The organism is Actinacidiphila alni (genome assembly GCF_900112845.1).
Classification (GTDB): domain Bacteria; phylum Actinomycetota; class Actinomycetes; order Streptomycetales; family Streptomycetaceae; genus Actinacidiphila; species Actinacidiphila alni.
The window spans coordinates 254,499-277,269 of record NZ_FONG01000005.1; the positions used below are offsets into that span (position 1 = coordinate 254,499).

Annotated in this window: 17 protein-coding genes; 11 read left to right on the top strand and 6 right to left on the bottom strand. The window is 73.0% G+C overall.

Features of this window, described 5'->3' with window-relative positions; all coding sequences use genetic code 11:
* Positions 1 to 3 precede the first annotated feature (3 nt).
* The 3 genes from BM076_RS11050 (at position 4) to BM076_RS11060 (ending at position 5,879) form a co-directional block, all read left to right on the top strand.
* Complete coding sequence (locus BM076_RS11050) at positions 4 to 1,845, top strand: serine/threonine-protein kinase (RefSeq protein WP_093713257.1); 1,842 nt, start codon at positions 4 to 6, stop codon at positions 1,843 to 1,845.
* 72 nt (positions 1,846 to 1,917) lie between these two features.
* Positions 1,918 to 3,744 carry a serine/threonine-protein kinase gene (locus BM076_RS11055; RefSeq protein ID WP_093713258.1) on the top strand — a complete coding sequence of 609 codons (1,827 nt, stop codon included), beginning with the start codon at positions 1,918 to 1,920 and terminating at the stop codon, positions 3,742 to 3,744.
* Between the two features lie 137 nt (positions 3,745 to 3,881).
* Complete coding sequence (locus tag BM076_RS11060) at positions 3,882 to 5,879, top strand: protein kinase family protein (protein WP_093713259.1); 1,998 nt, start codon at positions 3,882 to 3,884, stop codon at positions 5,877 to 5,879.
* A gap of 34 nt (positions 5,880 to 5,913) precedes the next feature.
* On the opposite strand, the gene BM076_RS11065 is transcribed toward BM076_RS11060, so the two are convergent.
* Positions 5,914 to 6,807 (bottom strand): NADP-dependent oxidoreductase, encoded by an 894-nt coding sequence (locus tag BM076_RS11065; protein ID WP_093713260.1) that lies wholly within the window; start codon positions 6,805 to 6,807, stop codon positions 5,914 to 5,916.
* Positions 6,808 to 6,877: 70 nt separating this feature from the next.
* Between BM076_RS11065 and BM076_RS11070 the strand changes: the two genes are divergently transcribed.
* The 4 genes from BM076_RS11070 to BM076_RS11085 all read left to right on the top strand — a co-directional run bounded on the left by BM076_RS11070 (position 6,878) and on the right by BM076_RS11085 (position 12,847).
* Positions 6,878 to 7,453 (top strand): TetR/AcrR family transcriptional regulator, encoded by a 576-nt coding sequence (locus BM076_RS11070; protein WP_093713261.1) that lies wholly within the window; start codon positions 6,878 to 6,880, stop codon positions 7,451 to 7,453.
* A gap of 60 nt (positions 7,454 to 7,513) precedes the next feature.
* Positions 7,514 to 9,169: a serine/threonine-protein kinase gene (locus BM076_RS11075; protein ID WP_093713262.1), complete on the top strand. Its 1,656-nt coding sequence runs from the start codon at positions 7,514 to 7,516 to the stop codon at positions 9,167 to 9,169.
* Positions 9,170 to 9,336: 167 nt separating this feature from the next.
* Entirely contained in the window at positions 9,337 to 10,977 is a 1,641-nt protein-coding gene (locus BM076_RS11080; RefSeq protein WP_093713263.1) for a succinic semialdehyde dehydrogenase, read from the top strand.
* A gap of 70 nt (positions 10,978 to 11,047) precedes the next feature.
* Positions 11,048 to 12,847, top strand: coding sequence for a GMC oxidoreductase (locus tag BM076_RS11085; RefSeq protein WP_177246404.1), 1,800 nt, complete (start codon positions 11,048 to 11,050; stop codon positions 12,845 to 12,847).
* 413 nt (positions 12,848 to 13,260) lie between these two features.
* On the opposite strand, the gene BM076_RS11090 is transcribed toward BM076_RS11085, so the two are convergent.
* Positions 13,261 to 13,533 carry a chorismate mutase gene (locus BM076_RS11090; protein ID WP_093713265.1) on the bottom strand — a complete coding sequence of 91 codons (273 nt, stop codon included), beginning with the start codon at positions 13,531 to 13,533 and terminating at the stop codon, positions 13,261 to 13,263.
* 290 nt (positions 13,534 to 13,823) lie between these two features.
* Here BM076_RS11090 and guaA point away from each other — a divergent pair, with 290 nt between their 5' ends.
* Complete coding sequence (guaA, locus tag BM076_RS11095; RefSeq protein ID WP_093713266.1) at positions 13,824 to 15,407, top strand: glutamine-hydrolyzing GMP synthase; 1,584 nt, start codon at positions 13,824 to 13,826, stop codon at positions 15,405 to 15,407.
* A 154-nt stretch (positions 15,408 to 15,561) separates the two neighbouring features.
* Entirely contained in the window at positions 15,562 to 16,131 is a 570-nt protein-coding gene (locus BM076_RS11100; RefSeq protein ID WP_093713267.1) for a DoxX family membrane protein, read from the top strand.
* Here BM076_RS11100 and BM076_RS11105 read toward each other — a convergent pair.
* Together BM076_RS11105 and BM076_RS11110 are read right to left on the bottom strand one after the other, a co-directional pair.
* Positions 16,079 to 16,297, bottom strand: a complete 219-nt coding sequence (locus tag BM076_RS11105; protein ID WP_093713268.1) for a hypothetical protein — start codon at positions 16,295 to 16,297, stop codon at positions 16,079 to 16,081. The two genes, BM076_RS11100 and BM076_RS11105, sit on opposite strands and share 53 nt — an antisense overlap.
* On the bottom strand, positions 16,294 to 17,688 hold the full coding sequence (locus BM076_RS11110) for a PspC domain-containing protein (protein ID WP_093713269.1): 1,395 nt from the start codon (positions 17,686 to 17,688) through the stop codon (positions 16,294 to 16,296). Before BM076_RS11110 ends, BM076_RS11105 begins: the two co-directional genes overlap by 4 nt.
* Positions 17,689 to 17,823: 135 nt before the next feature.
* Here BM076_RS11110 and BM076_RS11115 point away from each other — a divergent pair, with 135 nt between their 5' ends.
* Entirely contained in the window at positions 17,824 to 19,140 is a 1,317-nt protein-coding gene (locus tag BM076_RS11115) for an ATP-binding protein (protein ID WP_093713270.1), read from the top strand.
* Entirely contained in the window at positions 19,137 to 19,856 is a 720-nt protein-coding gene (locus BM076_RS11120; RefSeq protein WP_093713271.1) for a LuxR C-terminal-related transcriptional regulator, read from the top strand. The genes BM076_RS11115 and BM076_RS11120 overlap by 4 nt, the downstream gene beginning before the upstream one ends.
* Before the next feature lie 6 nt (positions 19,857 to 19,862).
* Here the strand turns inward: BM076_RS11120 and BM076_RS11125 are convergent, their stop codons facing one another.
* Positions 19,863 to 21,317, bottom strand: a complete 1,455-nt coding sequence (locus BM076_RS11125; protein WP_093713272.1) for a VWA domain-containing protein — start codon at positions 21,315 to 21,317, stop codon at positions 19,863 to 19,865.
* Positions 21,318 to 21,409: 92 nt separating this feature from the next.
* Positions 21,410 to 22,522: a C40 family peptidase gene (locus BM076_RS11130; RefSeq protein WP_093713273.1), complete on the bottom strand. Its 1,113-nt coding sequence runs from the start codon at positions 22,520 to 22,522 to the stop codon at positions 21,410 to 21,412.
* Positions 22,523 to 22,771: the final 249 nt, after the last annotated feature.

The window sequence follows — 22,771 nt, forward strand, 5'->3', positions numbered from 1 at the left end:
GAGATGACGGGACAGGCCGACGAGGGCCGATTGGTCGCGGGCCGGTACCGGCTGCGTGAGCGCATCGGGCGGGGCGGCATGGGCACGGTGTGGCGCGCCGAGGACGAACTCCTCGGGCGCCAGGTGGCGGTGAAGAAGCTCCACCCGCCGCAGCCGCACATGCACGACGACGAACTGGCCACCCTCTTCGAACGCACCCGCCGCGAGGCGCGCGCCGCCGCCCGGATCAGCCACCCCAACGTGGTCGTCGTGCACGACGTGGTGGACGACGAGGGCCTGCCGTCCATCGTCATGGAGTACGTCCCCTCCGTCACCCTCGGCGAACGGCTGAAGAAGCACGGGCCGCTGCCGGTCGCCGAGGTCGCCAGGATCGGCCGCGGCATGATCGCCGCGCTGCGGGCCGCGCACCGCGCCGGGGTGCTGCACCGCGACGTGAAGCCCGGCAATGTGCTGCTCGGCCTCGAAGGGGGCTCGGCGGGCGACGACGACACCGGCGGCTACACGGGCGGCCGGGTCGTGCTCACCGACTTCGGCATCGCCCAGGCGTCCGGCACCTCCACGCTCACCCGGACCGGTGAACTCATCGGCTCCATCGACTTCCTGTCGCCCGAGCGGATCAGGGGCGCGCCGCCCGGTCCCGAGGCCGACCTGTGGGCGCTGGGCGCCACCCTCTACCAGGCCGTCCAGGGCGAGTCGCCCTTCCGCCGCCCCACCGCGATCGAGACGGCGTACGCGATCGCCGAGGAACCGGTGGTGCCGGCCGCCAACGCGGGCCCGCTGGACCGGGTGATCGCCGGGCTGCTCGCCAAGGAACCGGCCGAGCGGCTGTCCGCCGAGGACGCCGAACGCATGCTGCGGATACCGGCCTCGGAGCAGGACACCGCGCTGGTGGACGCCGAGCGCTTCACCTCGCCCGCGCCCCTGGCCGAGCAGCGCACCGCCACCGCGCTCGACCGGCCCGCGGAATTCTCCACCGGCGCGCAGGCCGAGAAGCAGTACGGCCACCCGCCGCCCCCGCCCCCCGCGCCGACCACGCCCTCCTCGCCGTACGCGAACCCGTACCCGACCGCGCAGCAGTCCTCGTACGACTCCTCCTCGTACCGGTCGCCGTACGGGACCGGGTACCAGGGGTCGGCGCCGCCGCCGTACTCCACCGGCACCGGGACCGGGCCGCAGCCGCAGCCGCCGCGCCGGCGCAGGACCGCGCCGTGGATCGCGGCCGCCGTCGTCCTGCTGCTGGTGGCCGCGGGCACCGCCCTCGTGGTGCTGCACAAACGGGACTCGGGCAACGACGCGGGTCCCGGACCGACCACCCCGGTCAGCTCCCCGCCCACCGGTTCGCCGACCCCCACCACCCCGTCGCCCGCGCCGACCACCACCGCGCCGCCCCCGCCGGTCCCGGAGGGCTACCACCTGGACGACGAGGCCGACCACTTCTACTCGGTGCCGGTGCCCGACGACTGGAAGCGCCAGGTCAGCAAGGACGGCGACCAGGTCGACTTCATCGACCCGACCGGCAAGGCCGACCTGAAGATCAGCTCACTGGACTTCGGCAGCGACGACCCTTACCAGCACTGGATCACGCTGGAGCCGCAGACTGAGCAGCAGGTTGACGATTACCACCGCGAACGCATGGTCCGCACCAAGCAGTTGGGGCTGCCGGCCGCGCTGTGGGAGTTCACCTTCCAGGGCACGGCCCGCAAATTCCATGCGATTGACCTCGGATTCGGCAAGCCGGGTGGTCGTGAATACGCGGTCTACCTCTCGGCCCCCGACGCCCAATGGGACACCTTCCGGCCCGTGTTCACGAACGCGACGGCAGGTTTCCGCCTTTCGAACCCATAAGCCGGGTTCGCTTCCACGTCCCCCGTTCGGGGATGATGGGGGCTTACACGTCCGGCACGGCAGAGGGATCCCATGAGCGAGGTCGAAGGTACCGAAGGACGCGTGCTCGCCGACCGGTACCGCCTCGGCGCAGTCCTCGGCAAAGGCGGCATGGGCACGGTGTGGCGGGCGGTCGACGAGACGCTCGGCCGCGACGTCGCCGTCAAGGAGCTGCGCTTCCCCGGCAATGTCGATGAGGAGGAGAAGCAGCGCCTGGTCACCAGGACGCTGCGCGAGGCCAAGGCCACCGCGCGGATCCGCAACACCGGCGCGATCACCGTCTTCGACGTGGTCAAGGAGGACGACCGGCCCTGGATCGTGATGGAGCTGGTCGAGGGCCGCTCGCTGTCCGACGCGATCCGCGAGGACGGCCCGCTCACGCCCAAGCGCGCCGCCGAGGTCGGCCTGGTGATACTCGACGTGCTCAAGGCCGCGCACCGCGCCGGCATCCTGCACCGCGACGTGAAGCCGTCCAATGTGCTGCTCGGCGACGACCGCCGGGTCGTGCTCAGCGACTTCGGCATCGCGCAGATCGACGGCGACCCGTCCGTCACCTCCACCGGCATGCTCGTCGGCGCCCCCTCGTACATCTCGCCGGAACGCGCGCGCGGCCAGAAGCCCGGCCCGCCCGCCGACCTGTGGTCGCTGGGCGCGCTGCTGTACGCCAGCGTCGAGGGCCGCCCGCCGTACGACAAGGGCGCGGCGATCGCCACCCTGACCGCGGTGATGACCGAGCCGGTCGGCCCGATGACCAACGCCGGGCCGCTCGCCGAGGTGATCAAGGGCCTGCTGGTGAAGGACCCGGCGCGCCGCCTCGACCACGACGGCGCGCACGCGCTCCTGTCCGCCGTCGCGCACGCCCCCGAACGCCCGGCCGCGCCCCCGGCGCCGCCGTCCGACGCCCGTACGGTCGTGCTGCCGGTCGACCCGCAGCCCACCCCGACCGACGCCCCGCCCGCCGCCCACGAGGCCGCCGCCGACCAGGCCCGGGTCAGGGACGCGCTGCGCTCGGTCCGCAAGGCCGCCGCCAAACGCCCCGCGCGCCCGGCGCCCGCGCCGGAGCCCGGCACCCCGCCGCCGGGACGGCCCGCCCCGGCGCGCGCCCCGCTCACCGATGTGGTGCCGCGCCGCACGATGGTCATAGTGATCGCCGCGATCGTGATCGCCCTGCTGGGCACGGTGATCGGCGTCGCGCTCGCCAACTCCGGCGGTGACGACGGGGGTTCGGCCGGGTCGCAGAAGGGCACGCCCTCGGCGTCGGTCCCGGCCGACTCGGGGAAGGGCGGCGACAAGTCCCCGTCGGCGACCGGCAGTTCCACGGGCACCTCGGGCACCTCCGGCACGTCGGACACGGCGACCACGCCGCCGACGACCGCCTCGAAGCCGCCCGCCACCGGCGGCACCGACGCCGTCCCCTCCGGCTACCACCTCTTCCGGGACAGCGAGGGCTTCTCGATAGCCCTCCCCGACGGTTGGAAGCGGGTCGGCGACAACGGCTACGGCAGCGGCTCCAAATTCCGCGGCTCCGACGGCCGCGAACTCCTGGTCGACTGGACGCACTCGCCGGGCGCGAGCGCCCTCAAGGACTGGCAGAAGGCGTCGGACAACGCCCGCGGCACGATGAGCGGCTACCAGCAGATCGCGGTCGAGAAGGCCGACTACCGTACGTACGACGCCGCCGACTGGGAGTACAAGCGGGACTTGGCGGGTAAGCAGGTACACGTCCTGAATCGCGGGATGGTGACGGACGAGCACCACGGCTACGCCATCATGTTCACGACCCCGGCGGGCGACTGGAACAGCGCTGCGAACCGCGAGGCCCGTACGACCTTCTTCGCAACGTTCAAACCGGCCAAGTAGCCAAGTCGGCGTCCCGCGGCACGTATTGTGAGTAGCTGTGGACTGTCCGCAGCCGGAAGGCGTCCGGATCGGACCGGTACGCGTACGGATGTGACCGGGCCCGGCACCGGGAAGGACCGGATCGGAGAGGGGGCGCAGTGGACGATTACGCGGGCCGCGTGCTCGCCGACCGCTACCGGCTGCCCCGGCCGCCCGCCGACGAGTTCGAACTCGTCGAGACGCGCGCCTTCGACACCTACAGCGGCCAGGAGGTCCTGGTCCGCCAGGTGCTGCTGCCCGAGGTCGTCTCCGCCGAAGTGCCCGGCGACGAACCGGGGTTCGGCGACCCCGACGCGCTGAGCGACAGCGCGCGGCGCGCGCTGGAGGCGGCCCGCGCGGCGGCCGCGATACCGGACCACCCCCGGCTGGTGCAGGTCTTCGACATCTTCATCGAGGGCGGCAGCCTCTGGATCGCGAGCGAACTGGTGTCCGCACGGCCGCTCGCCGCGTTACTCGCCGACCGGCCGCTGGACGCCTACCGCGCCGCCGAGGTCGCCTCCGACGTGCTGACCGCGCTGCGCGCCCTGCACGCGTACGGCTGGACCCACCGCAATGTCACCGCCAGCACCGTGCTGGTCTGCGACGACGGCCGCGCCATGCTCGCCGGGCTGGCCGCGGGCGCCGCCCAGGAAGCGCTGTGCGGCTACGACCCGGTGCCCCGGCACATCCAGGTGCTGGCCGGCGGCGGCCTGTCCGGGGCGGGCGAGGACCAGTCCTGGCACGGCCCGGAATCCGCGCTCGAACAGGAACGGGCCCGGCAGAACCGGATCACCGTCATCGGCGCCGTCACCGAGCGCTGGGCGCCCGAGCAGGCGCACGAGGTGCACGAGAACTGGCGGCTGTCCCCGCCGGTCGGCCCCGCCGCCGACTTCTGGGCGCTCGGCTCGCTGCTCTTCCGCAGCGTCCAGGGCCATCCGCCGTTCCCCGAGGAGAGCGCCGCCGAACTGGTGCAGATGGTGTGCGCCGAACCGCCCGCCTTCGCCGAGGAGTGCGGCGCGCTGCGGCCGATCGTGGAGTCGCTGCTGCGGCCCGACCCCGAGGAGCGGCCGGAGGCCGAGGAGTTGGGCGGCTGGCTGCGGTCGCTGATCCGCTCGGCGCCCGAGCCGGATCTCGGCCTCGACATGGTCCAGGTACCGACGGATCCGGCCAAACTTCCGATCGTCCGCCGCAAGGGCGAGCTGGTACGGCGGCGCCGCCGCAGGGCCGCCGCCGACAGTGACGCGGTGCGGCACCGCAGGCACGCCCGGGGCAAGCAGAGCAAGGTCACCAAGGCCAAGCGCGAGCGGGTGCGGCTCAGCGAGATGATGCAGGAGGCGCACCACGAGGAGCAGGAGGTCACCTACCGCAGGCCCGCGCGCGACGGCGACCGCTCGCCGCGCTCGCTCGGGAAGCGGCTGCTGATCGCCGTCCTCGTCGTCCTCGCCGCCGTCGTCGCGTACGCCGTCCTCATCATGCCGGGCAGCGGCGACACCTCGGACAACGGTGCCAACGGCGACCGTACGGTGCCGGCGGAGATGCCCGGCGGCCACGGCGGAGCCAAGTCGACGGCGCCTTCCGCGAAGCCGTCCGCTTCGAAGGCGCCCACGACCAAGGCGCCGACCACCAAGGCCGCGCCGCCGCCGAGTTCCGTCGCGCCGCCGCCCGACCTCGGCACCGACTTCGTCATGCGGACCGACTCCGCCGGGTTCACCGTCGCCGTCCACACCGGCTGGCAGCGCACCGGCAAGAACGGGCAGGGGCAGGTCCGTTACTCCGGCAGCGACCTTCTCCTCACCGTCGTCCCCGGCCGCGACAAGGTCTCCGACCACGGCAGCGACCCGCTCGCCTACCAGCTCGAAGAGGGGGAGCTCGCCGCTTTCCGCGCTTCCTCCTGGTCGGCGGCGTCCGGGCTGCACACCCTTGACCTGCGCGGTCACAGTGCCGCCGAGGGCGAGTACAGCTATCGCGACGCCAACGACACCCAGGTGTACGCCCTTAACCTCGCCGTCATCATCGACGGCTCCTACCACGTCGTCCTCGTCAGCGGCCCCGACGCCCGCCGCGCCGATGTCCAACGGGCCTTCGACAAGGCGGTCGAGACCTACACGGCGGGCTGACGCCCACGCCGGGGCGTGTCGGGCGTGACGCCGTTCAGACGACCAGGACCCGGCGCCCCCGGCTGTGGCCGGCGCGGCTGTCGGTGTGCGCCGCCGCCGCCTCGGTGAGCGCGTACGACTTCTCGACCGGGATGTGGAGCTCGCCCCGGGTGATGAGGTCGACGGCTTCGGCGAGCGCGTCCGGCACGCTCCCGGCCACGCCGGAGAACCGGACGCCCAGTCGCGGCGCATCGAGGTCGGCGATGGAGACGACCTTGCGCGGGTCGCCGGTCAGCTCGACGAGTTCGCGGATGACGCCCGAGCCGGCCAGGTCGAGGGCCGCGTCGACCCGGCCCAGGCTCCGCACCCGTTCGACCCAGCCCTCGTGGTAGGTCGTGGCGAGAGCGCCGAGGCTCCGCAGATAGTCCTGGTTCGCGGCCCCGGCCGTGCCGATCACCGTGATGCCGCGCGCGCGGGCGATCTGCAGCACCGCCGACCCGACGCCGCCGGACGCGCCGCTGACCAGCAGTGTCTGCCCGGGGCGCGCGCCGACCTCGCGGAGGATGCGCAGCGCGGTCTCCACCACCGACGGGTACCCGGCCGCCTCCTCGAAGGCCAGTGCCCCGGGCATCCGGGCCCAGGCCGACAGCACGGCGAATTCGGCGTACGTGTCGGTGCCTTCGCCGAACACGCGGTCACCCACCTCGACACCCTCGACGCCCTCGCCGACCTGGTCCACCACCCCGGCCGCGTCCAGGCCGACCCCGGCGGGCAGTTCGACGGGGTGGGCTCCCAGGACCTGGCCCTCCCGGATCCTCCAGTCAACGGGGTTGACACCCGCCGCCCGTACGGCGATGCGTATCCGGCCGGGGCCCGCGTGGGGCTTCTCGGCTTCCACCAGTTGCAGGACCTCGGGACCGCCGAACTCGGCGAAACTGATTTTCCTCATGGGGCCGACAGTAATCCTAACCGTTAGGATTTCACAACGGTTAGGAATTCATGCCTGGTAGTGTCACGCCGTGACCGAGCCGTCCGGACGCCGTGAACGCAAGAAGGCCGCGACCCGCCAGAAAATCGCCGACACCGCGCTGCGGCTCTTCCTGGAGCGCGGGTACGACGCCGTGGGCATCCGTGACGTGGCGGCCGAGGCCGACGTGGCCGTCACCACCGTCTTCGCGCACTTCGCCTCGAAAGAGGCCCTGGTGTTCGAGCGCGACCAGGACTTCGAGCGGCGCCTCACGCGGGCGGTGACCGACCGGCCTCCGCACGAGCCGCTCATCCCGGCGCTGCGGCGCGAGGTCCTGGCCCTGGTGCGCCACTGCACGGCGGAGGGCAGCGCCCCCGTCCGACGCATGATCGAGGAGTCGCCCGCCCTGCTGGCGTACGAGGAGTCGATGGGCCCGCGTCACGCGCGGGCGCTGGCGGCGGTGCTGTCCGCCGATCCCCGCCTGTCCCGGAGTGCGACGGCATGCCGGGCGACGGCGCGGTTCGCCGTCGACGCCTATGCGCTGGCCTGCCGGGCGGACGATCCCGGGGCCACGGTCGACGAGGTCTTCCGGATGATCGAGGCGGCCTGGGAAGCCACCGCGCCCTGAGCCCGCACGCGCGGGTATGGGGGGGACCGGGGCGGATGGCCTTGGGGCATCATGTGCGGCATGAGCGATGACGGGGGACGCACCGCACCGGCGGGCTCGCCGCCGAGAGATGTCGTGGCCGGCAGATACCGGATCACCGGCCGCCTCGGCCGCGGCGGCATGGGCACGGTCTGGCGCGCGGAGGACGAACTGCTGCACCGCCCGGTCGCGGTGAAGGAACTCCACCTCGGGGACGGCGAATCGGTCACCCACACGGACAAGGCGCTGCGCGAGGCACGCAGCGTGGCCCGGATCAGGCACCCGCACGTGATCGTCGTGTACGACGTGCAGGAGCAGGACGGCCGCCCGTGGATCGTGATGGAGCTGGTCGACGGCAGGTCGCTCGCCGACATCCTGGCCGAGGACGGCCCGCTGGAGCCGCGCGAGGCGGCGCGGATCGGCGCGGCGGTGGCGGGCGCGCTGCGCGCCGCGCACGCCAGCGAGGTGCAGCATCGCGACGTGAAACCGGCGAACGTGCTGATCGAGCGCGGCACGGGCCGCGTCGTGCTGACCGACTTCGGCATCGCCCGGGTCGCGGGCAGCGCGACGATCAGCGAGACGGGTTCCTTCGTCGGCTCGCCCGAGTACACCGCGCCGGAGCGGATGTCGGGCCGGGCCGCGGGCCCGGAGTCCGATCTGTGGTCGCTGGGCGCCCTGCTCTGCGCGGCGGTGGACGGCGAGTCCCCGTTCCACCGGGACTCGATCGGCGAGATCGTGCACGCGGTGGCGATCGACACCATCAGGACCCCGGAGGCGGCGGCCCCGCTGCTGCCGGTGGTCACCGGGCTGCTGGACCGCGACCCGTCCCGCCGGATGGGCGCCGCGCAGGTGCAGACGCTGCTGATGGCGTACGCGGAGACCGGGCAGCCGCCGCCCACCCAGCAGGTGCCGGTGGTGCCCCCGGCCCCGGCCCCCGACCCCGACCCGGCCCCGTACGAACCGCGGCAGGAGCCGCCGCGGGACGCGGCGCCCGGGAAGCCGGAGCGGCCCGAGCCACCGTCCGCGTCCCGCCCGCGCGGCCGCGGGCGCCGTACGCTGGCCGCCGCCGCGGGCGTCCTCGTCCTGGCGCTCGGCGGCGGCGCGCTCGCCGCGGTGCTGGTGGTCGGGCACGACAAGGGCGACGCGACGGCCGCGCCCCCGCCGACCACGGCGGCCACCACGAAACCCACGACAGCCACGACGCCGCCGACCACGCCCCCCACCACCCCGGCGCTGCCCACCGGCTACGAACGGGTCCAGGACCCGGCCGGTTTCTCGGTGGCCCTGCCCGCCGGTTACGTCAGGGACGCCCAGCGCGACGCGCAGGGCGTGCTGCGGATCTACTACTGGTCGCCCGACCGCGCCTTCCGCTTCGGCGAGCGCGAGCAGCACCCGGACCCGCGCGGCCCGTACGCGGTGCTGCGCGACCAGGACCTGGCGGGCCCGAAGGCGGGCAGCGTCTACCCGGGGTACCGCGACGGCGTGATCACCGAGACGACGCAGCACGGACAGCCCGCCGCGCTCTGGCAGTTCACCTACGACGGCTTCGGCGGTGACGGGATCCCGCGCCGTACGTTCGACCTGTGCTGGACGGAGGGCGGCCGGATGTACGACATGTGGCTGTCGGCGCCGATCGAGCAGGTCGAGCGGGTGCGGACCGTCTTCGACACCGCGGTCGCCGCCTTCCGCACCCACTGACGGTCACCGGGCCTGCTCGAAAATCCGTTCATGCCCCATGGGGTAGCTGTCCTGACCTGCGAAGATCCATATGCCGCCACCGATTGCTGGCGTAGTTGCAGGGATCACCAGGAAAATACTTACTCACGGGTATCCACGCGGTACCCGACAGTCGTAACCTCACCGGCATGACGGATTCGCTGGAGCGCAGCACGCCCCCCGCAGACGGCCGCCCCACCGACGGCCCCACGGACGGAAACCCGGTCGCGCCCGCCACGGCACGCGGCCCGAAGGACGTCGTGACCCCCGATCTGGTCGCCCGGCTCACCCGCGGCGTCATCGGGTCCGGCCGGACCGCGAACCACACCCCGCTGACCGGCGAGAAGCTCGCCGACCTGCCGGAGACCACCGTCGAGGAGGTCGCCGAGGCGTTCGCCCGCGCCCGCAAGGCGCAGCGGGCCTGGGGCGCCACCTCCGCGCGGCAGCGCGCCGCGGTGCTGCTGCGCTTCCACGACCTGGTGCTGTCCCGGCAGGCCGAGGTGCTCGACCTGATCCAGGTGGAGACCGGCAAGGCCCGCAAGCACGCCCACGAGGAGGTGCAGGTCGTCGCGATGGCGGCCCGGCACTACGGGCGCAGGGGCCCGGCGTATCTGCGGCCGAAGCGGCACACCGGCGCCATCCCGACGCTGACCAAGACCGTGGAGCTGCGCCAGCCGCGCGGTGTCGTCGGCCAGATCGCGCCCTGGAACTACCCGCTGGAGCTGTCCGTCGGCGACGCGCTGCCCGGCCTCATGGCGGGCAACGCGCTGGTGATGAAGCCGGACACCGAGACCGCGCTGACCGCGCTGTGGGCGCGCGAGCAGTTCATCGAGGCGGGGCTGCCGCCCGAGCTGTGGCAGATCGTCATCGGCGAGGGCCCGGTGGTCGGCCCGGCCGTGGTCGAGCACGCCGACTACGTCTCCTTCACCGGCTCCACCCGCACCGGCCGCGAGGTCGCCCAGCGCGCCGCCGCCCGGCTGGTCGGCGCCTCCCTCGAACTCGGCGGCAAGAACGCCCTGTTGGTGCTCCGCGACGCCGACCTCGACAAGGCCGCCGACGGCGCCGTCCGCGCCTGCTTCGCCTCCGCCGGCCAACTGTGCATCTCCGTGGAGCGGTTGCTGGTGGACGAGTCGGTCGCCGACGCGTTCGTCGAGAAGTTCGTCGCCCGCACCAAGGAGATCCGGCTCGGCACCGGCCTCGCGTACGGCGCGGGCATGGGATCGCTGGTCGGCGAACGGCAGTTGGCGACCGTCACCCGGCACGTCGACGAGGCCCGCGAGAAGGGCGCCACCGTCCTCGCCGGCGGCCGGCACCGCCCCGACATCGGCCCGTATATGTACGAGCCGACCATCCTGGACGGTGTCGAGGCCCCGATGGCGGTCTGCACCGAGGAGACCTTCGGGCCGGTCGTCTCCGTCTACCGCTTCCGCGACGAGGAGGAGGCCATCGAGCGCGCCAACTCCACCGACTACGGCCTCAACGCGAGCGTCTGGTCCAAGGACACCCGGCGCGCCGCCCGCGTCGCGGTCCGGCTGCGCTCCGGCACGGTCAACGTCAACGAGGCGTACGCCGCCGCGTACGGCAGCGTCCAGTCGCCGATGGGCGGCATGAAGGACTCCGGGCTCGGCCGCAGGCACGGCTCCGAGGGCATCCTCAAGTACACCGAGGCGCAGACCGTCTCCACCCAGCGGCTGCTGCCGATGGCGCCGTCGCTCGGCATGACCGACGAGGGCTACGCGACATTCCTCAATGTCTCGCTGAAGGCGATGAAGGCCCTGCGCATGCGCTGACCGCGCCCTGCGCGAGGACGGCCCGCGCCCGCCCGTACGACCACCCGCACACCCACGCCCGGAGGATCACGTGTCACAGGAAGACGGTTACGACTACGACGTCGTCGTCATCGGCTCCGGCTTCGGCGGCTCCGTCTCCGCGCTGCGGCTGACGGAGAAGGGCTACCGGGTGGGCGTGCTGGAGGCGGGCCGCCGCTTCGCCCGCGACGAACTGCCGAAGAATTCCTGGGACGTCCGCAATTACCTGTGGGCGCCCGCGCTCGGCCTCTACGGCATCCAGCGCATCCACGTCCTCGGCAATGTGCTGGTGCTGGCCGGCGCGGGCGTCGGCGGCGGCTCCCTGAACTACGCCAACACCCTCTACGTGCCGCCGAAGGCGTTCTTCGAGGACCGGCAGTGGGGCGCGATCACCGACTGGCAGCGGGAGTTGGCGCCGTACTACGACCAGGCCAGGCGGATGCTCGGCGTGCGCGTCAATCCCACGCTCACCCCCTCCGACGAGCACCTGAAGGCCGCGGCCGAGGAGATGGGCGTCGGCGACAGCTTCCACCTGGCCCCGGTCGGCGTCTTCTTCGGCGACGGCGAGGACGCGTCGGGGCAGGCGACGGCGGCGCCCGGCGAGGAGGTGCCCGACCCGTACTTCGGCGGTACGGGCCCGTCCCGGCGGGCCTGCACCGAGTGCGGCGAGTGCATGACCGGCTGCCGGCACGGCGCGAAGAACACCCTCACCGAGAACTACCTCCACCTGGCGGAGCGGGCGGGCGCCGTCATCCACCCGATGACCACGGTGGTCGACCTCACCGAGGACCCGGAGGGGGGTTACCGCGTCACGTCCGTCCCGACCGACCGGCGCAAGAAGGGCGAGCGCCGTGTGCTGAGGGCCCGTCAGGTCGTGGTCGCGGCGGGCACGTACGGCACCCAGACGCTGCTGCACGCGATGCGCGACGGCGGCCGGCTGCCCGGCATCTCCGCGCGGCTCGGCGAGCTGACCCGCACCAACTCCGAGGCCCTGGTGGGCGCGCAGACCTCCGCGGGCCGCTACCGCAAGCGCTACCCGGACCGCACCCTGGACTTCACCAAGGGCGTCGCCATCACCTCCTCGGTGCACCCCAACGACCACACCCACATCGAGCCGGTGCGCTACGGCAAGGGCTCCAACGCGATGGGGAATCTGTCGATCATGGCGGCGCCGTACCGCGGGAAGCTGCCGCGCTGGGCGGAATTCGCCGTCAACTACCTGCGCCACCCGGCCGTCGGCGCCCGCTCGCTGTCCAACTTCCACTGGTCGGAGCGGACGATCATCGGCCTCGTCATGCAGACCAGCGACAATTCGCTGACCACCTACCGCAAGGCCAAGGGCCTGGGCAAAGGTCTGCTGACGGCCCGTCAGGGGCACGGCGCCCCCAACCCGACGCACATTCCCGAGGGCGCGCGGGCGGCCGAGCTGATCGCCGCGGAGATCAACGGCTTCGCGGGCAGCAATGTGGGGGAGGCGACGGAGCGGCCGATGACCGCGCACTTCCTGGGCGGCTGCCCGATCGGAGCGGACGCCGAGCACGGCGTCATCGACCCGTACCACCGGCTCTACGGGCACCCGGGCATCCATGTGGTGGACGGTTCGGCCGTTTCGGCGAATCTCGGCGTCAATCCGTCGCTGACGATCACCGCGCAGGCCGAGCGCGCGATGTCCTTGTGGCCCAACAAGGGCGAGCGGGACCCGCGTCCGGAGCAGGGCGCGGCCTACCGCGGGGTCGCCGCGGTACGGCCGGTCGCCCCGGTGGTGCCGGAGGACGCCTTCGGGGCGCTGCGGCTGCCGCTGCTGCCGGTCCCCGCGGTGCCGCCGAAGTCCGAGCCCGCCTCCGCCGAATGAACGGTGCCGGGCGTACGGTTACGGCCGCGCGTACGGTGCGTCACCCGATCGTGGAGCGGGAGTCCGTGCCGGGTGCCGTACATGAGTAATGTGGGTCTCGCAGAGCGGCCGGACCCGAGCGTCCCCGGAGCCGACCGCCTCTTTGAGTCGTGACCGGGCTGCTGTCCCCTGCCGTCCGGTCACATTCACCGATACGAGGTCCCACGGCGGCGGCACACCTGCCGCCGCCTCATCGCATCGGTCACACCCCGCCCAGCTGCGTCTGGGCGGTGTCCAGTTCCACGCGTGGTGTTGGGTTACCGCCCCTGGATGGCACGGACACCACCTCCAACGAAGCCGCCGCGGGCCGGTCACGTGCCGTACGGGTGATGCCGCCCGAAAGGGCGAAACGTCACGCCTGGCCCGTGCCCGCCTCACACTTTGCCGCGGCACAGCTCCAGCAGCGTCATCGCCAGCGTGGTGCCCGGCCTGCCCAACTCCGCGCTGTAGTGCGTCAGGACCTCCATCTCGCGGTTCAGGCTCACCCGGCGCCCGCCGGCCCCGATCCGCTCGTGCTGGATCTGCCCGGACACCGTCATCCGTTCCCGGACGAGGTCGATGATGCGGGTGTCCAGGTCGTCGATCCGCCGCCGCTTCTCCGCGATGACGGTTTCGGTTCCTGCCGCTTCAGGAGTGGGGGTGGTCATGGCTGCTGCTCCTCGGGGGTGCGGCGTCCGCCGGCCCCCGGCCCCGGGCGACACAAAAGGCGCCCGGGGGCCGAGTGGCCCGGGGCGCCTGTGGTGGTCGCTGGATTCAGATGCTCACGCGACGCGACTACGGCAGCCGGACCGGCCGGTGCCATAGGTAAACGTGACGCTGTGCGTGTGCATGGCGTCAGTCTGCACCGCCCGCGCCCGTAGGGGCAAGCCGGATTTCCGGCCCCGGCCAGCCGGTAGAATCGGCCACCTACCCCGTTGGAACCGCCGGAAGGCACACCGTGGCAGCAGTGACCCCACCCGAAGCACCGGACGTCGTCCTGGTCGTCGACTTCGGCGCGCAGTACGCGCAGCTCATCGCGCGCCGGGTGCGGGAGGCCCGGGTGTACAGCGAGATCGTGCCGTCGACGATGCCGGTGCCGGAGATGCTGGCGAAGAAGCCGGCCGCGATCATCCTGTCCGGCGGCCCGTCGTCGGTGTACGCGGAGGGCGCCCCGTCCCTGGACGCGGCGATCTTCCAGGCGGGCGTCCCCGTGTTCGGCATGTGCTACGGCTTCCAGCTGATGGCGACCGCGCTCGGCGGCACCGTGGACAACACCGGGGCGCGCGAGTACGGCCGTACCGCGCTGGCGGTCTCCAAGCCGGGCTCGACCCTCTTCGAGGGCACCCCGGCCGAGCAGTCGGTGTGGATGTCGCACGGCGACGCCTGCTCCGCGGCGCCCGCGGGCTTCACCGTCACCGCGTCCACCGGAGTGGTGCCCGTCGCCGCCTTCGAGAACGACGAGCAGCGGCTGTACGGCGTCCAGTACCACCCCGAGGTGCTGCACTCCACGCACGGCCAGCAGATCCTGGAGCACTTCCTCTACCGCGGCGCGGGCCTGGCCCCGACGTGGACGACCACCAATGTGGTGGACGAGCAGATCGCGCTGATCCGCGAGCAGGTCGGCAGCAGCCGGGCGATCTGCGGGCTGTCCGGCGGCGTGGACTCCGCGGTCGCCGCCGCCCTGGTGCAGAAGGCCATCGGGTCCCAGCTGACCTGCGTGTACGTCGACCACGGTCTGATGCGCAAGGGCGAGACCGAACAGGTCGAGAAGGACTTCGTGGCCGCGACCGGCGTCGAGCTGAAGGTCGTGGACGCCGCCGACCGTTTCCTGGCCGCGCTCGCCGGGGTCAGCGACCCCGAGCAGAAGCGCAAGATCATCGGCCGGGAGTTCATCCGGGTCTTCGAGCAGGCGCAGGCGGAGATCGTCGCCGAGGCCCCCGGCGACCAGCCGGTGGAGTTCCTGGTGCAGGGCACCCTCTACCCGGACGTGGTGGAGTCCGGCGGCGGCACCGGCACCGCGAACATCAAGTCGCACCACAATGTCGGCGGCCTCCCCGAGGACCTGGAGTTCCGGCTCGTCGAACCGCTGCGCAAGCTGTTCAAGGACGAGGTGCGGATGGTCGGCCAGGAGCTGGGCCTGCCCGAGGAGATCGTCCAGCGGCAGCCCTTCCCCGGCCCGGGCCTCGGCATCCGGATCGTCGGCGAGGTCACGAAGGAGCGCCTCGACCTGCTGCGCGAGGCCGACGCGATCGCCCGCGAGGAGCTGACCGCGGCCGGCCTCGACCGCGACATCTGGCAGTGCCCGGTGGTGCTGCTCGCCGATGTCCGCTCCGTCGGCGTCCAGGGCGACGGCCGCACCTACGGCCACCCGATCGTGCTGCGCCCGGTCTCCTCCGAGGACGCCATGACCGCCGACTGGTCGCGGCTGCCGTACGAGGTGCTGGCGAAGATCTCCACCCGGATCACCAACGAGGTCGCGGACGTCAACCGTGTGGTGCTCGACGTGACGAGCAAGCCGCCGGGCACCATCGAGTGGGAGTGACGCCGGGCCCGGGGCCACGCGCCCCGGGCCCGCGCGCGGTTTTCTCGCCGACCCCTTGAGTCACAGCGGCCGGGTGTACGTATGTGCACCTGAGGGCGCCGTACCGGAGACTCGTTCCCAGCAGGGAACACCCGTACGGCGGGATTGGCGGACCATGATGCTCGAACGGCTCGATGCCTGGCGGGACACCGCCCGTCGCTACGCGCTGCTGCCCCTGCGGATCTTCCTCGGCGTGACCTTCATCTACGCCGGTCTCGACAAGCTGACCAGCGACACCTTCTTCACCGACTCGGCCAACGGCTCGCTGCTGCAGATCCTGCACGGCGCCCACGACACCGCCGCGATCCCGGCGATGGTCGACCTGGCACTCAAGGCGCCGCACGGCTTCGGCTACGCCATCGCGCTCGGCGAGATAGCGGCCGGGCTCGGCACCCTGTTCGGGCTGCTGGGCCGGGTCGCGGCCACCGGCGGCGCGCTGATCTCGCTGAGCCTGTGGCTGACGGTGAGCTGGTCCTCCACGCCGTACTACTACGGCAACGACCTGGCGTATCTGATGGCCTGGCTGCCGCTGGTGCTGGCCGGCGCGCCCTACCTGTCGCTGGACGCGCTGCTCGTCGCACGCCGCAAGGGCCGCGGCGGCGGTGCCGCGGCCGGTACGGAGGGGGCCGCGGTCACGTCCGGGGCCGCGTCCGGCGCCCCCGTACCGCCCTCACGACCTGCGTGAGGATCGCGGTGGCCACCGCGACCAGCAGGCCGCCGACGACCAGCGGGACCGACCTGCCGGGCCGCAGGTCCCACACCCGGCACACATCGAGGATGAAGCAGACCATCAGGGTCAGCAGCACCAGACCCATGACGAGGACGGCGGGCTCGAAGCGGTGCTTCCTCACCGGTTCACCGCCTCCCTCGCGCCGGTCCCGGCGGCGGGCCGGCCGGTCTCCTTCACGGGCGCCCGGCCGGTGTCCTTCGGCTGCGACCGGTCGATCCGTACGTAGCCGACCGCGACGTCCGCGTCGATGATCACGGTGCCGGTGGACAGGGTGCCCGGGGGCGGGGCGAAGATCACGGGCTTGTCCTTCTCGTTCTTGACGTTGACACCGGTGTGCGAGTCGCCTTGCAGCAGCACGTCGCCGACGGCCACGTGATAGGTGAGCACCACCGTGGCGTCCTCCGGCAGCTTGATCACCACCTCGCCGACGTGCACCCGCAGCCGGGTGCTGACCGTACGGCCGTCCAGCGCCAGGGCCGTCAGGTCGAAGGTGCCGCTGCCGGTGTTGCGCTGGTAGGAGTCCTGGACGGCGGCGGCCGTCGTGGGCCGCCAGGTGACCTCCCAGCCCGCCCGGTCGTGCGGCAGCGAGGCCGTGCCGATCAGCCCGGCCAGCGTCACCAGGGCGAAGAAGACGGTGCCGCCGCGCGCCCGGCCCAGGAACGACGCCACCACGAAGGCGACACCGAAGACACCGAGCACCGCGATCAGGCCGATCTCGACCGCCACATTGGGCACCTGGTACGGCCAAGCCACCCCGGTGCCGACCGCGCCCGCGGTGATCACCAGCAGGAAGACGGCCAGACCGAACGCCCAGGAACTCTCCTTCTTGCGGGCCGTGCGCTTCCGCTCCCGCCAGGCGGCCTTGTCCTCGTCGCCGTACGGGCCGTCGTCCGGGCCCCACAGATACGACGGCTCCTTGCCCAGCGGGTCGCGCCACCAGGACGACGAGCCGCCGGGCTCCGGCGGCGCCTGCACCGCGGGCGGCGCGTCCACCACCGCGCTCGCCGTCACCGACGAGGCGGCCGCCGGGCCCGCGGCCTGCCGGCGCCGCAGCTGATTCCAGTAGATCGCGCCGGCCGTCGCGGCCAGCAGGATCAGCGAGAACGCCTGGTCGTCGCCGTTGTCCAGCATCGACGCGTACAGGCCGCAGCCGACCAGCGCCATCAGCACCGCGGTCAGCGGCGCGCCCTCGATCCGGCCGGACAGCAGCCGCTGCGCCTCGCTCTGCCGCTCGCCCTCCTGCGGGACGACCAGCCAGCCCATGCCGTAGACGATCAGGCCGATGCCGCCGGTCAGCGAGAGCACGGCCAGCACGATCCGGAAGATCACCGGGTCGACGTCGAAGTAGCGGCCCGCGCCGTCGCACACGCCCGCGAGCACCTTGTGGTCGCGGCCGCGGGTCAGGCGGCGCCTGGGCGCGGTGTCCTCGCCGCCGTCCGCGGCGGCGGGCCTGCGTCCGAGCCCTGGATCGGCTCGCGTGCTGCCCGGCTTCTGCGGGGGCTGGTCCGTCATACGACCATGGTGACGGCTCGCGGCGCCGCCGGGCACCCGCCCCGACCCTGGTACGTCCCTGATCCGCACCCCGGGCAACCCTTGGGGGGACAACCCTGATGCCCCGGGCGGCCCCGGCGTGTGACGATCGGGGGTATGTCAGCGAGCAGCCCCGCCGGAGCGTCCGGCAAACCCGGGCCGCGGCCCGGCGGCGGGCCCACCGGGGCGTCCTTCCTGTCCGGACCCGAGCCGCAGGATTCCGGCGTCCGCAAGCTCTACCGCAGCTCCGAGGGCCGGATGGTCGGCGGTGTCGCCCGCGGTCTGGCCGGGCACCTCGGGCTGCCCGTGCTGTGGGTGCGCGCCCTGTTCGTGCTGCTCGCGCTCTTCAACGGCATCGGTGTGCTGCTCTACGCCGTCTTCTGGTTCTTCGTGCCGCTGGGCGTCGGCGGTGTCGCCATGGCCAAGGAGCCGCGCGACGCCCGCTCCTGGCTGGCCGGCAAGCGCCCCGACAAGGGCCAGATCATGGCGCTGATCGCGCTCGCGGTCGGCACCGGCATCCTGATCGACAATCTCAACCTCGGCGCCGCCAACCGCGCCGTGTGGCCGCTGCTGGTCATCGGCCTCGGCGTCGCCCTGGTGTGGCGGCAGGCCGACAACGCGCGCAAGGCCCGCTGGGTCGAGATGAGCCAGGGCAAGCGCTTCTGGCCGCTGGCCCGGGCCGCCGCCGGGATCGGCCTGGTCGTCGCGGGTGTCACCGGCTTCATCGTGGTACGCGGCTCCGGCAGCCACCTCGGCGGCATCCTCCAGGCGGCGCTCGCCGTGCTCGTCGGTGTCGCGCTGATCGCCGGCCCGTATCTGGTGCGGATGACGCAGGACCTGTCGACGGAGCGGCTGATGCGCATCCGCGCCCAGGAGCGCGCCGAGGTCGCCGCCCATGTGCACGACTCCGTGCTGCACACCCTGACCCTGATCCAGCGGCACGCCGAGGACCCCCGCGAGGTCAACCGGCTGGCCCGCGCCCAGGAACGCGAGCTGCGCGCCTGGCTCTACCGCCCCGAGGGCACCGGCCGCGACGACGAGCCGACGACGGTCGCCGAGGGCGTACGCGCCGCCGCCGCCGAGGTCGAGGACGCGCACGGCGTCCCGGTCGAGGTGGTCTGCGTCGGCGACTGCCCGCTCGACGAGAAGCTGGCGGCACAGATGCAGGCCGCGCGGGAGGCAATGGTGAACGCGGCCAAGTACGGTGGCAGCGGACCCGTTCAGGTCTACGCGGAGGTGGAGGGCACCAAGGTGTTCGTCTCCGTGCGCGACCACGGCCCGGGGTTCGACCTCGACCAGGTGCCCGACGACCGGATGGGCGTCCGCGAGTCGATCATCGGCCGTATGCAGCGCAACGGCGGCGAGGCCCGGCTGCGGGCCGCACCCGGCGGCGGTACGGAAGTCGAACTGGAGATGGAGAGGGTGGCGGCATGAGCACGCCCAGTACACCTGACACGCCGGACGCGTCCGGCCCGGCGGCGGGGGAGGAGCGGCGGGTACGGGTGGTGCTCGTCGACGACCACCGGATGTTCCGTACCGGCGTCCAGGCCGAGATCGGCGCGACCGAGCAGACCGGCGTCGAGGTCGTCGGCGAGGCCGCCGACGTCGACCAGGCCGTCAGTGTCGTCACCGCGACCCGGCCCGAGGTCGTGCTGCTCGACGTCCATCTGCCCGGCGGCGGCGGTGTCGAGGTGCTGCGCCGCTGCGCGCCGCTGGCCGCCGACCCGGACCGGCCGGTGCGCTTCCTCGCGCTGTCGGTGTCCGACGCCGCCGAGGACGTGATCGGCGTCATCCGCGGCGGCGCCCGCGGCTATGTCACCAAGACCATCACCGGGCCCGACCTGATCCATTCGATCTTCCGGGTCCGCGACGGCGACGCCGTCTTCTCCCCGCGGCTGGCCGGCTTCGTCCTGGACGCCTTCGCCTCCACCGACGCCCCGCCGGTCGACGAGGACCTGGACCGTCTCACCCAGCGCGAACGCGAGGTGCTGCGGCTGATCGCCCGCGGCTACGCCTACAAGGAGATCGCCAAGCAGCTCTTCATCTCCGTGAAGACCGTCGAGTCCCACGTCTCGGCGGTGCTGCGCAAGCTCCAGCTCTCCAACCGCCACGAGCTGACCCGCTGGGCCACCGCCCGCCGCTTGGTCTGAGCCGGCTCAGCGCAGGATGCCCGCCGCCGTTGCCGCCTTGAGCCAGGACGGGAATTCGGTGAGCAGCCGGTCGTACAGTTCGGCGTCGGAGAGGGTGGCGATGTCGTCCACGGCGAAGAAGCCGACATTGTCCACGCGGCGGCCGGTGAGGGTGTCGAAGCGTTCCAGCACACCGTAGTTGGACCGGCCCAGGCCCACGAACTGCCAGAACAGCGGCTCCTCGACGGCCGCGCGCAGCTCCCGCTCGATCTCCGCGTTGCGGTAGACACCGCCGTCGGAGAAGAACAGCACGAGGGTCGGGACGGCCGACGGCGACTGCCGTACGTAGTCGCGGATCTGCGCGATGACCTTCTGCTCCTCGTTGCCGAAGCCGACCTGGCGCATGTCCACCTGGCCGTTGGCGGAGGGCTTGCGGCGCTTGAAGATGCCCAACGAGCCGACGCGGACGTGGAGTTCGAGCCACTGCGGCAGGGCGGGCAGGCTGAGGTCGGGCAGCCGGGCCGGATTGCTGGCGAAGGTCCACGCCTGCATCACGCCGTCCGGCACGAGCGCGGCGGAGACCGCGGCCATCCGTTCCACCACGTCGTGCACGACGCGCTTGGAGTACAGCGCGGACATCGAGCCCGACGCGTCCAGCACCAGGATCACCCGGGCCTGGACGTTGTCGGCGCCGTGCTTGCGCAGGCTGACCGCGATCTGCTCCTTGCGCAGCGACAGCCGCTTGCGCATGTCGATGGGCAGGTGCTCCTCGCCCTTGGAGAGGGAGTGCGCGGGGCCCGCCGGCGCGTTCTGCGGGGGAGCGGGGGCCGGCGCTCCCGTCGGCGGGGGCCCGTACGGGTTGGCCGCCGGGGGCGGCGGCGGGGCGGTCGGCATGACGGGCGCGGGCGCCGGCGGCTGCGCGGTGAAGGGCAGCGGCGGCGGGGGCGGCGGCTCCTCCTCGTCCACGCTGATCCCGAAGTCGGTGGCGAGCCCCGCGAGGCCCGAGGCGTACCCCTGCCCGACCGCGCGGAATTTCCAGCCGTCGCCGCGCCGGTACAGCTCGCCCGCGACCAGCGCCGTCTCGGTCGCCGCCGACACCGGGAAGTACGCCAGTTCGGCGCCGGACGCGGCGTCCAGCAGCCGCAGCCGCAGGTCCCGCATGGCGCCGAAGGTGCCGCCGTCGGCGGACGCGCACAGCATCACCCGGTCGATCGCGGCCTCCACGCGGTGCAGGTCCACCTCGATCGCGTCGGTGATCTCGGCGCCCTGCCGCTTGCCCGCGTGGCGGACGCTGCCGGTCGCGTGCCGCGGCTGGTTGTAGAAGACGAAGTCGCCGTCGTCCCGTACTTTTCCGCCACTGCCGAGCAGCAGCGCCGACGCGTCCGCGTCGGGACCGCCGCCGGCCCCCCAGGTCAGTTCGGCGCGCACGGCCGGCACGGTGACCGGCACATTCGCACCCTTGCTCAACGGCGTAGACGTCATGGGGGCCAGTCTGCCCCGAGCCGGGCGCTTCGTCAGGCCCTGGCCGGGATTCGGCTGCTCCGTCTTTTCGCCGTGGCCCCGTGGGAGCGGCCTCAGGACGGGCGGGTCGCGCCCGCGAACGGCATCTCGGAGATCGGCGCGATACGGACCGGGGCGCCCGGGTGCGGGGCGTGGATCATCTGCCCGTTGCCGATGTAGAGGCCGACATGGCTGATGCCGGAGTAGAAGAACACCAGGTCGCCCGGCTGGAGTTGCGACTTCGACACCCGGGTGCCCGCGTTGATCTGGGTGTACGTGGTGCGCGGCAGCGAGACGCCCGCCGACTTCCACGCCGCCTGCGTCAGCCCCGAGCAGTCGTAGGAGTTGGGCCCGGTCGCGCCCCACACGTACGGCAGGCCGATCGCCCGGTAGGCGAAGGCGACGGCCTGCGCGGCGCGCGAGGAGGGCGCGGCCACGGGCGGCGCGGGGGTGCTGCCGGACCCGGTCCCGTTCCCGTCCAGCGGCGTACGGTCACTGGCGCGGGTCGCGGCGGACGGAGCGGACGCGGGCCCGTCGGACGCCTCGACGGCCGCGCGCTGGGCGGCGGTGAGCCGGTCCAACAGGGCCTGGGCGGCCCGGAGTTTGCTCTGCACGGTCTTCTTGCGCGCCGCCAGCCTCGCCTGCGCCGAGCTGAGCGCGTCGAGCTTCTCGTCGGCCGCGTCATGGGTGCGGGTGACGTCCCGCTGCTCGGCGGAGAGCCGGGCGAGCGCGGCGGTGGTCTGCGCGTCGAGCCGGCTGAGCATGCCCGCCCGCTCCAGATACGTGTCGGGCGTGGAGCTGAGCGCGAGCTGTACGGACGGGTCGAGCGAGCCCGTACGGTACTGGGCCGCGGCGAGCGCGCCGATGGCGTCGCGGGTGGCGTTCAACCGGGCCGTCTTGCGGGCCAGTTCGTCCTGGAGGCCGTCGACCGCGGCGCGTGCCGCGTCGGCCTCCTCCTTCGCGCCGTTGTACTGCTCGGTGGCGGTCTCGGCCTGCCGGTACAGATCGGCGACCTGCGCCTTGACCTCGCTGACCGAGGCGGCCGGCGCCTGCGGGTCCGCGACGGCCGATTCGCCGAGCAGGCTCACGGACGCGGCGGACGCCAGCACCACGGTGAGCGCGGCCCGGGTGGTCTGCCGGGGTAACGCGGGGGTCTTGCGGTGTGCGGCGGGACTGTGGGAGGCCATGCGGCCGTCATTCCTTCCAGTGCTCCGGAGGACCCGCGCGGCCCGACGGCGCCTGCACGGGGGAGCAGGACGCCGCCGGGCCTTCGGCGGGGGCGGCCGGTGCCGTCACGGTCCTGACGGCAGTGGGGATCGGCCACCTGGGGAGCGACGCTAAACCTCGGCGGGGGCCGTCCAGGGGAAGGAGACCGGGACTGTCCCAATTCGACCGCCTCCCGACCGCAACCGACCGCCGTTCGACGGGTGACCCGG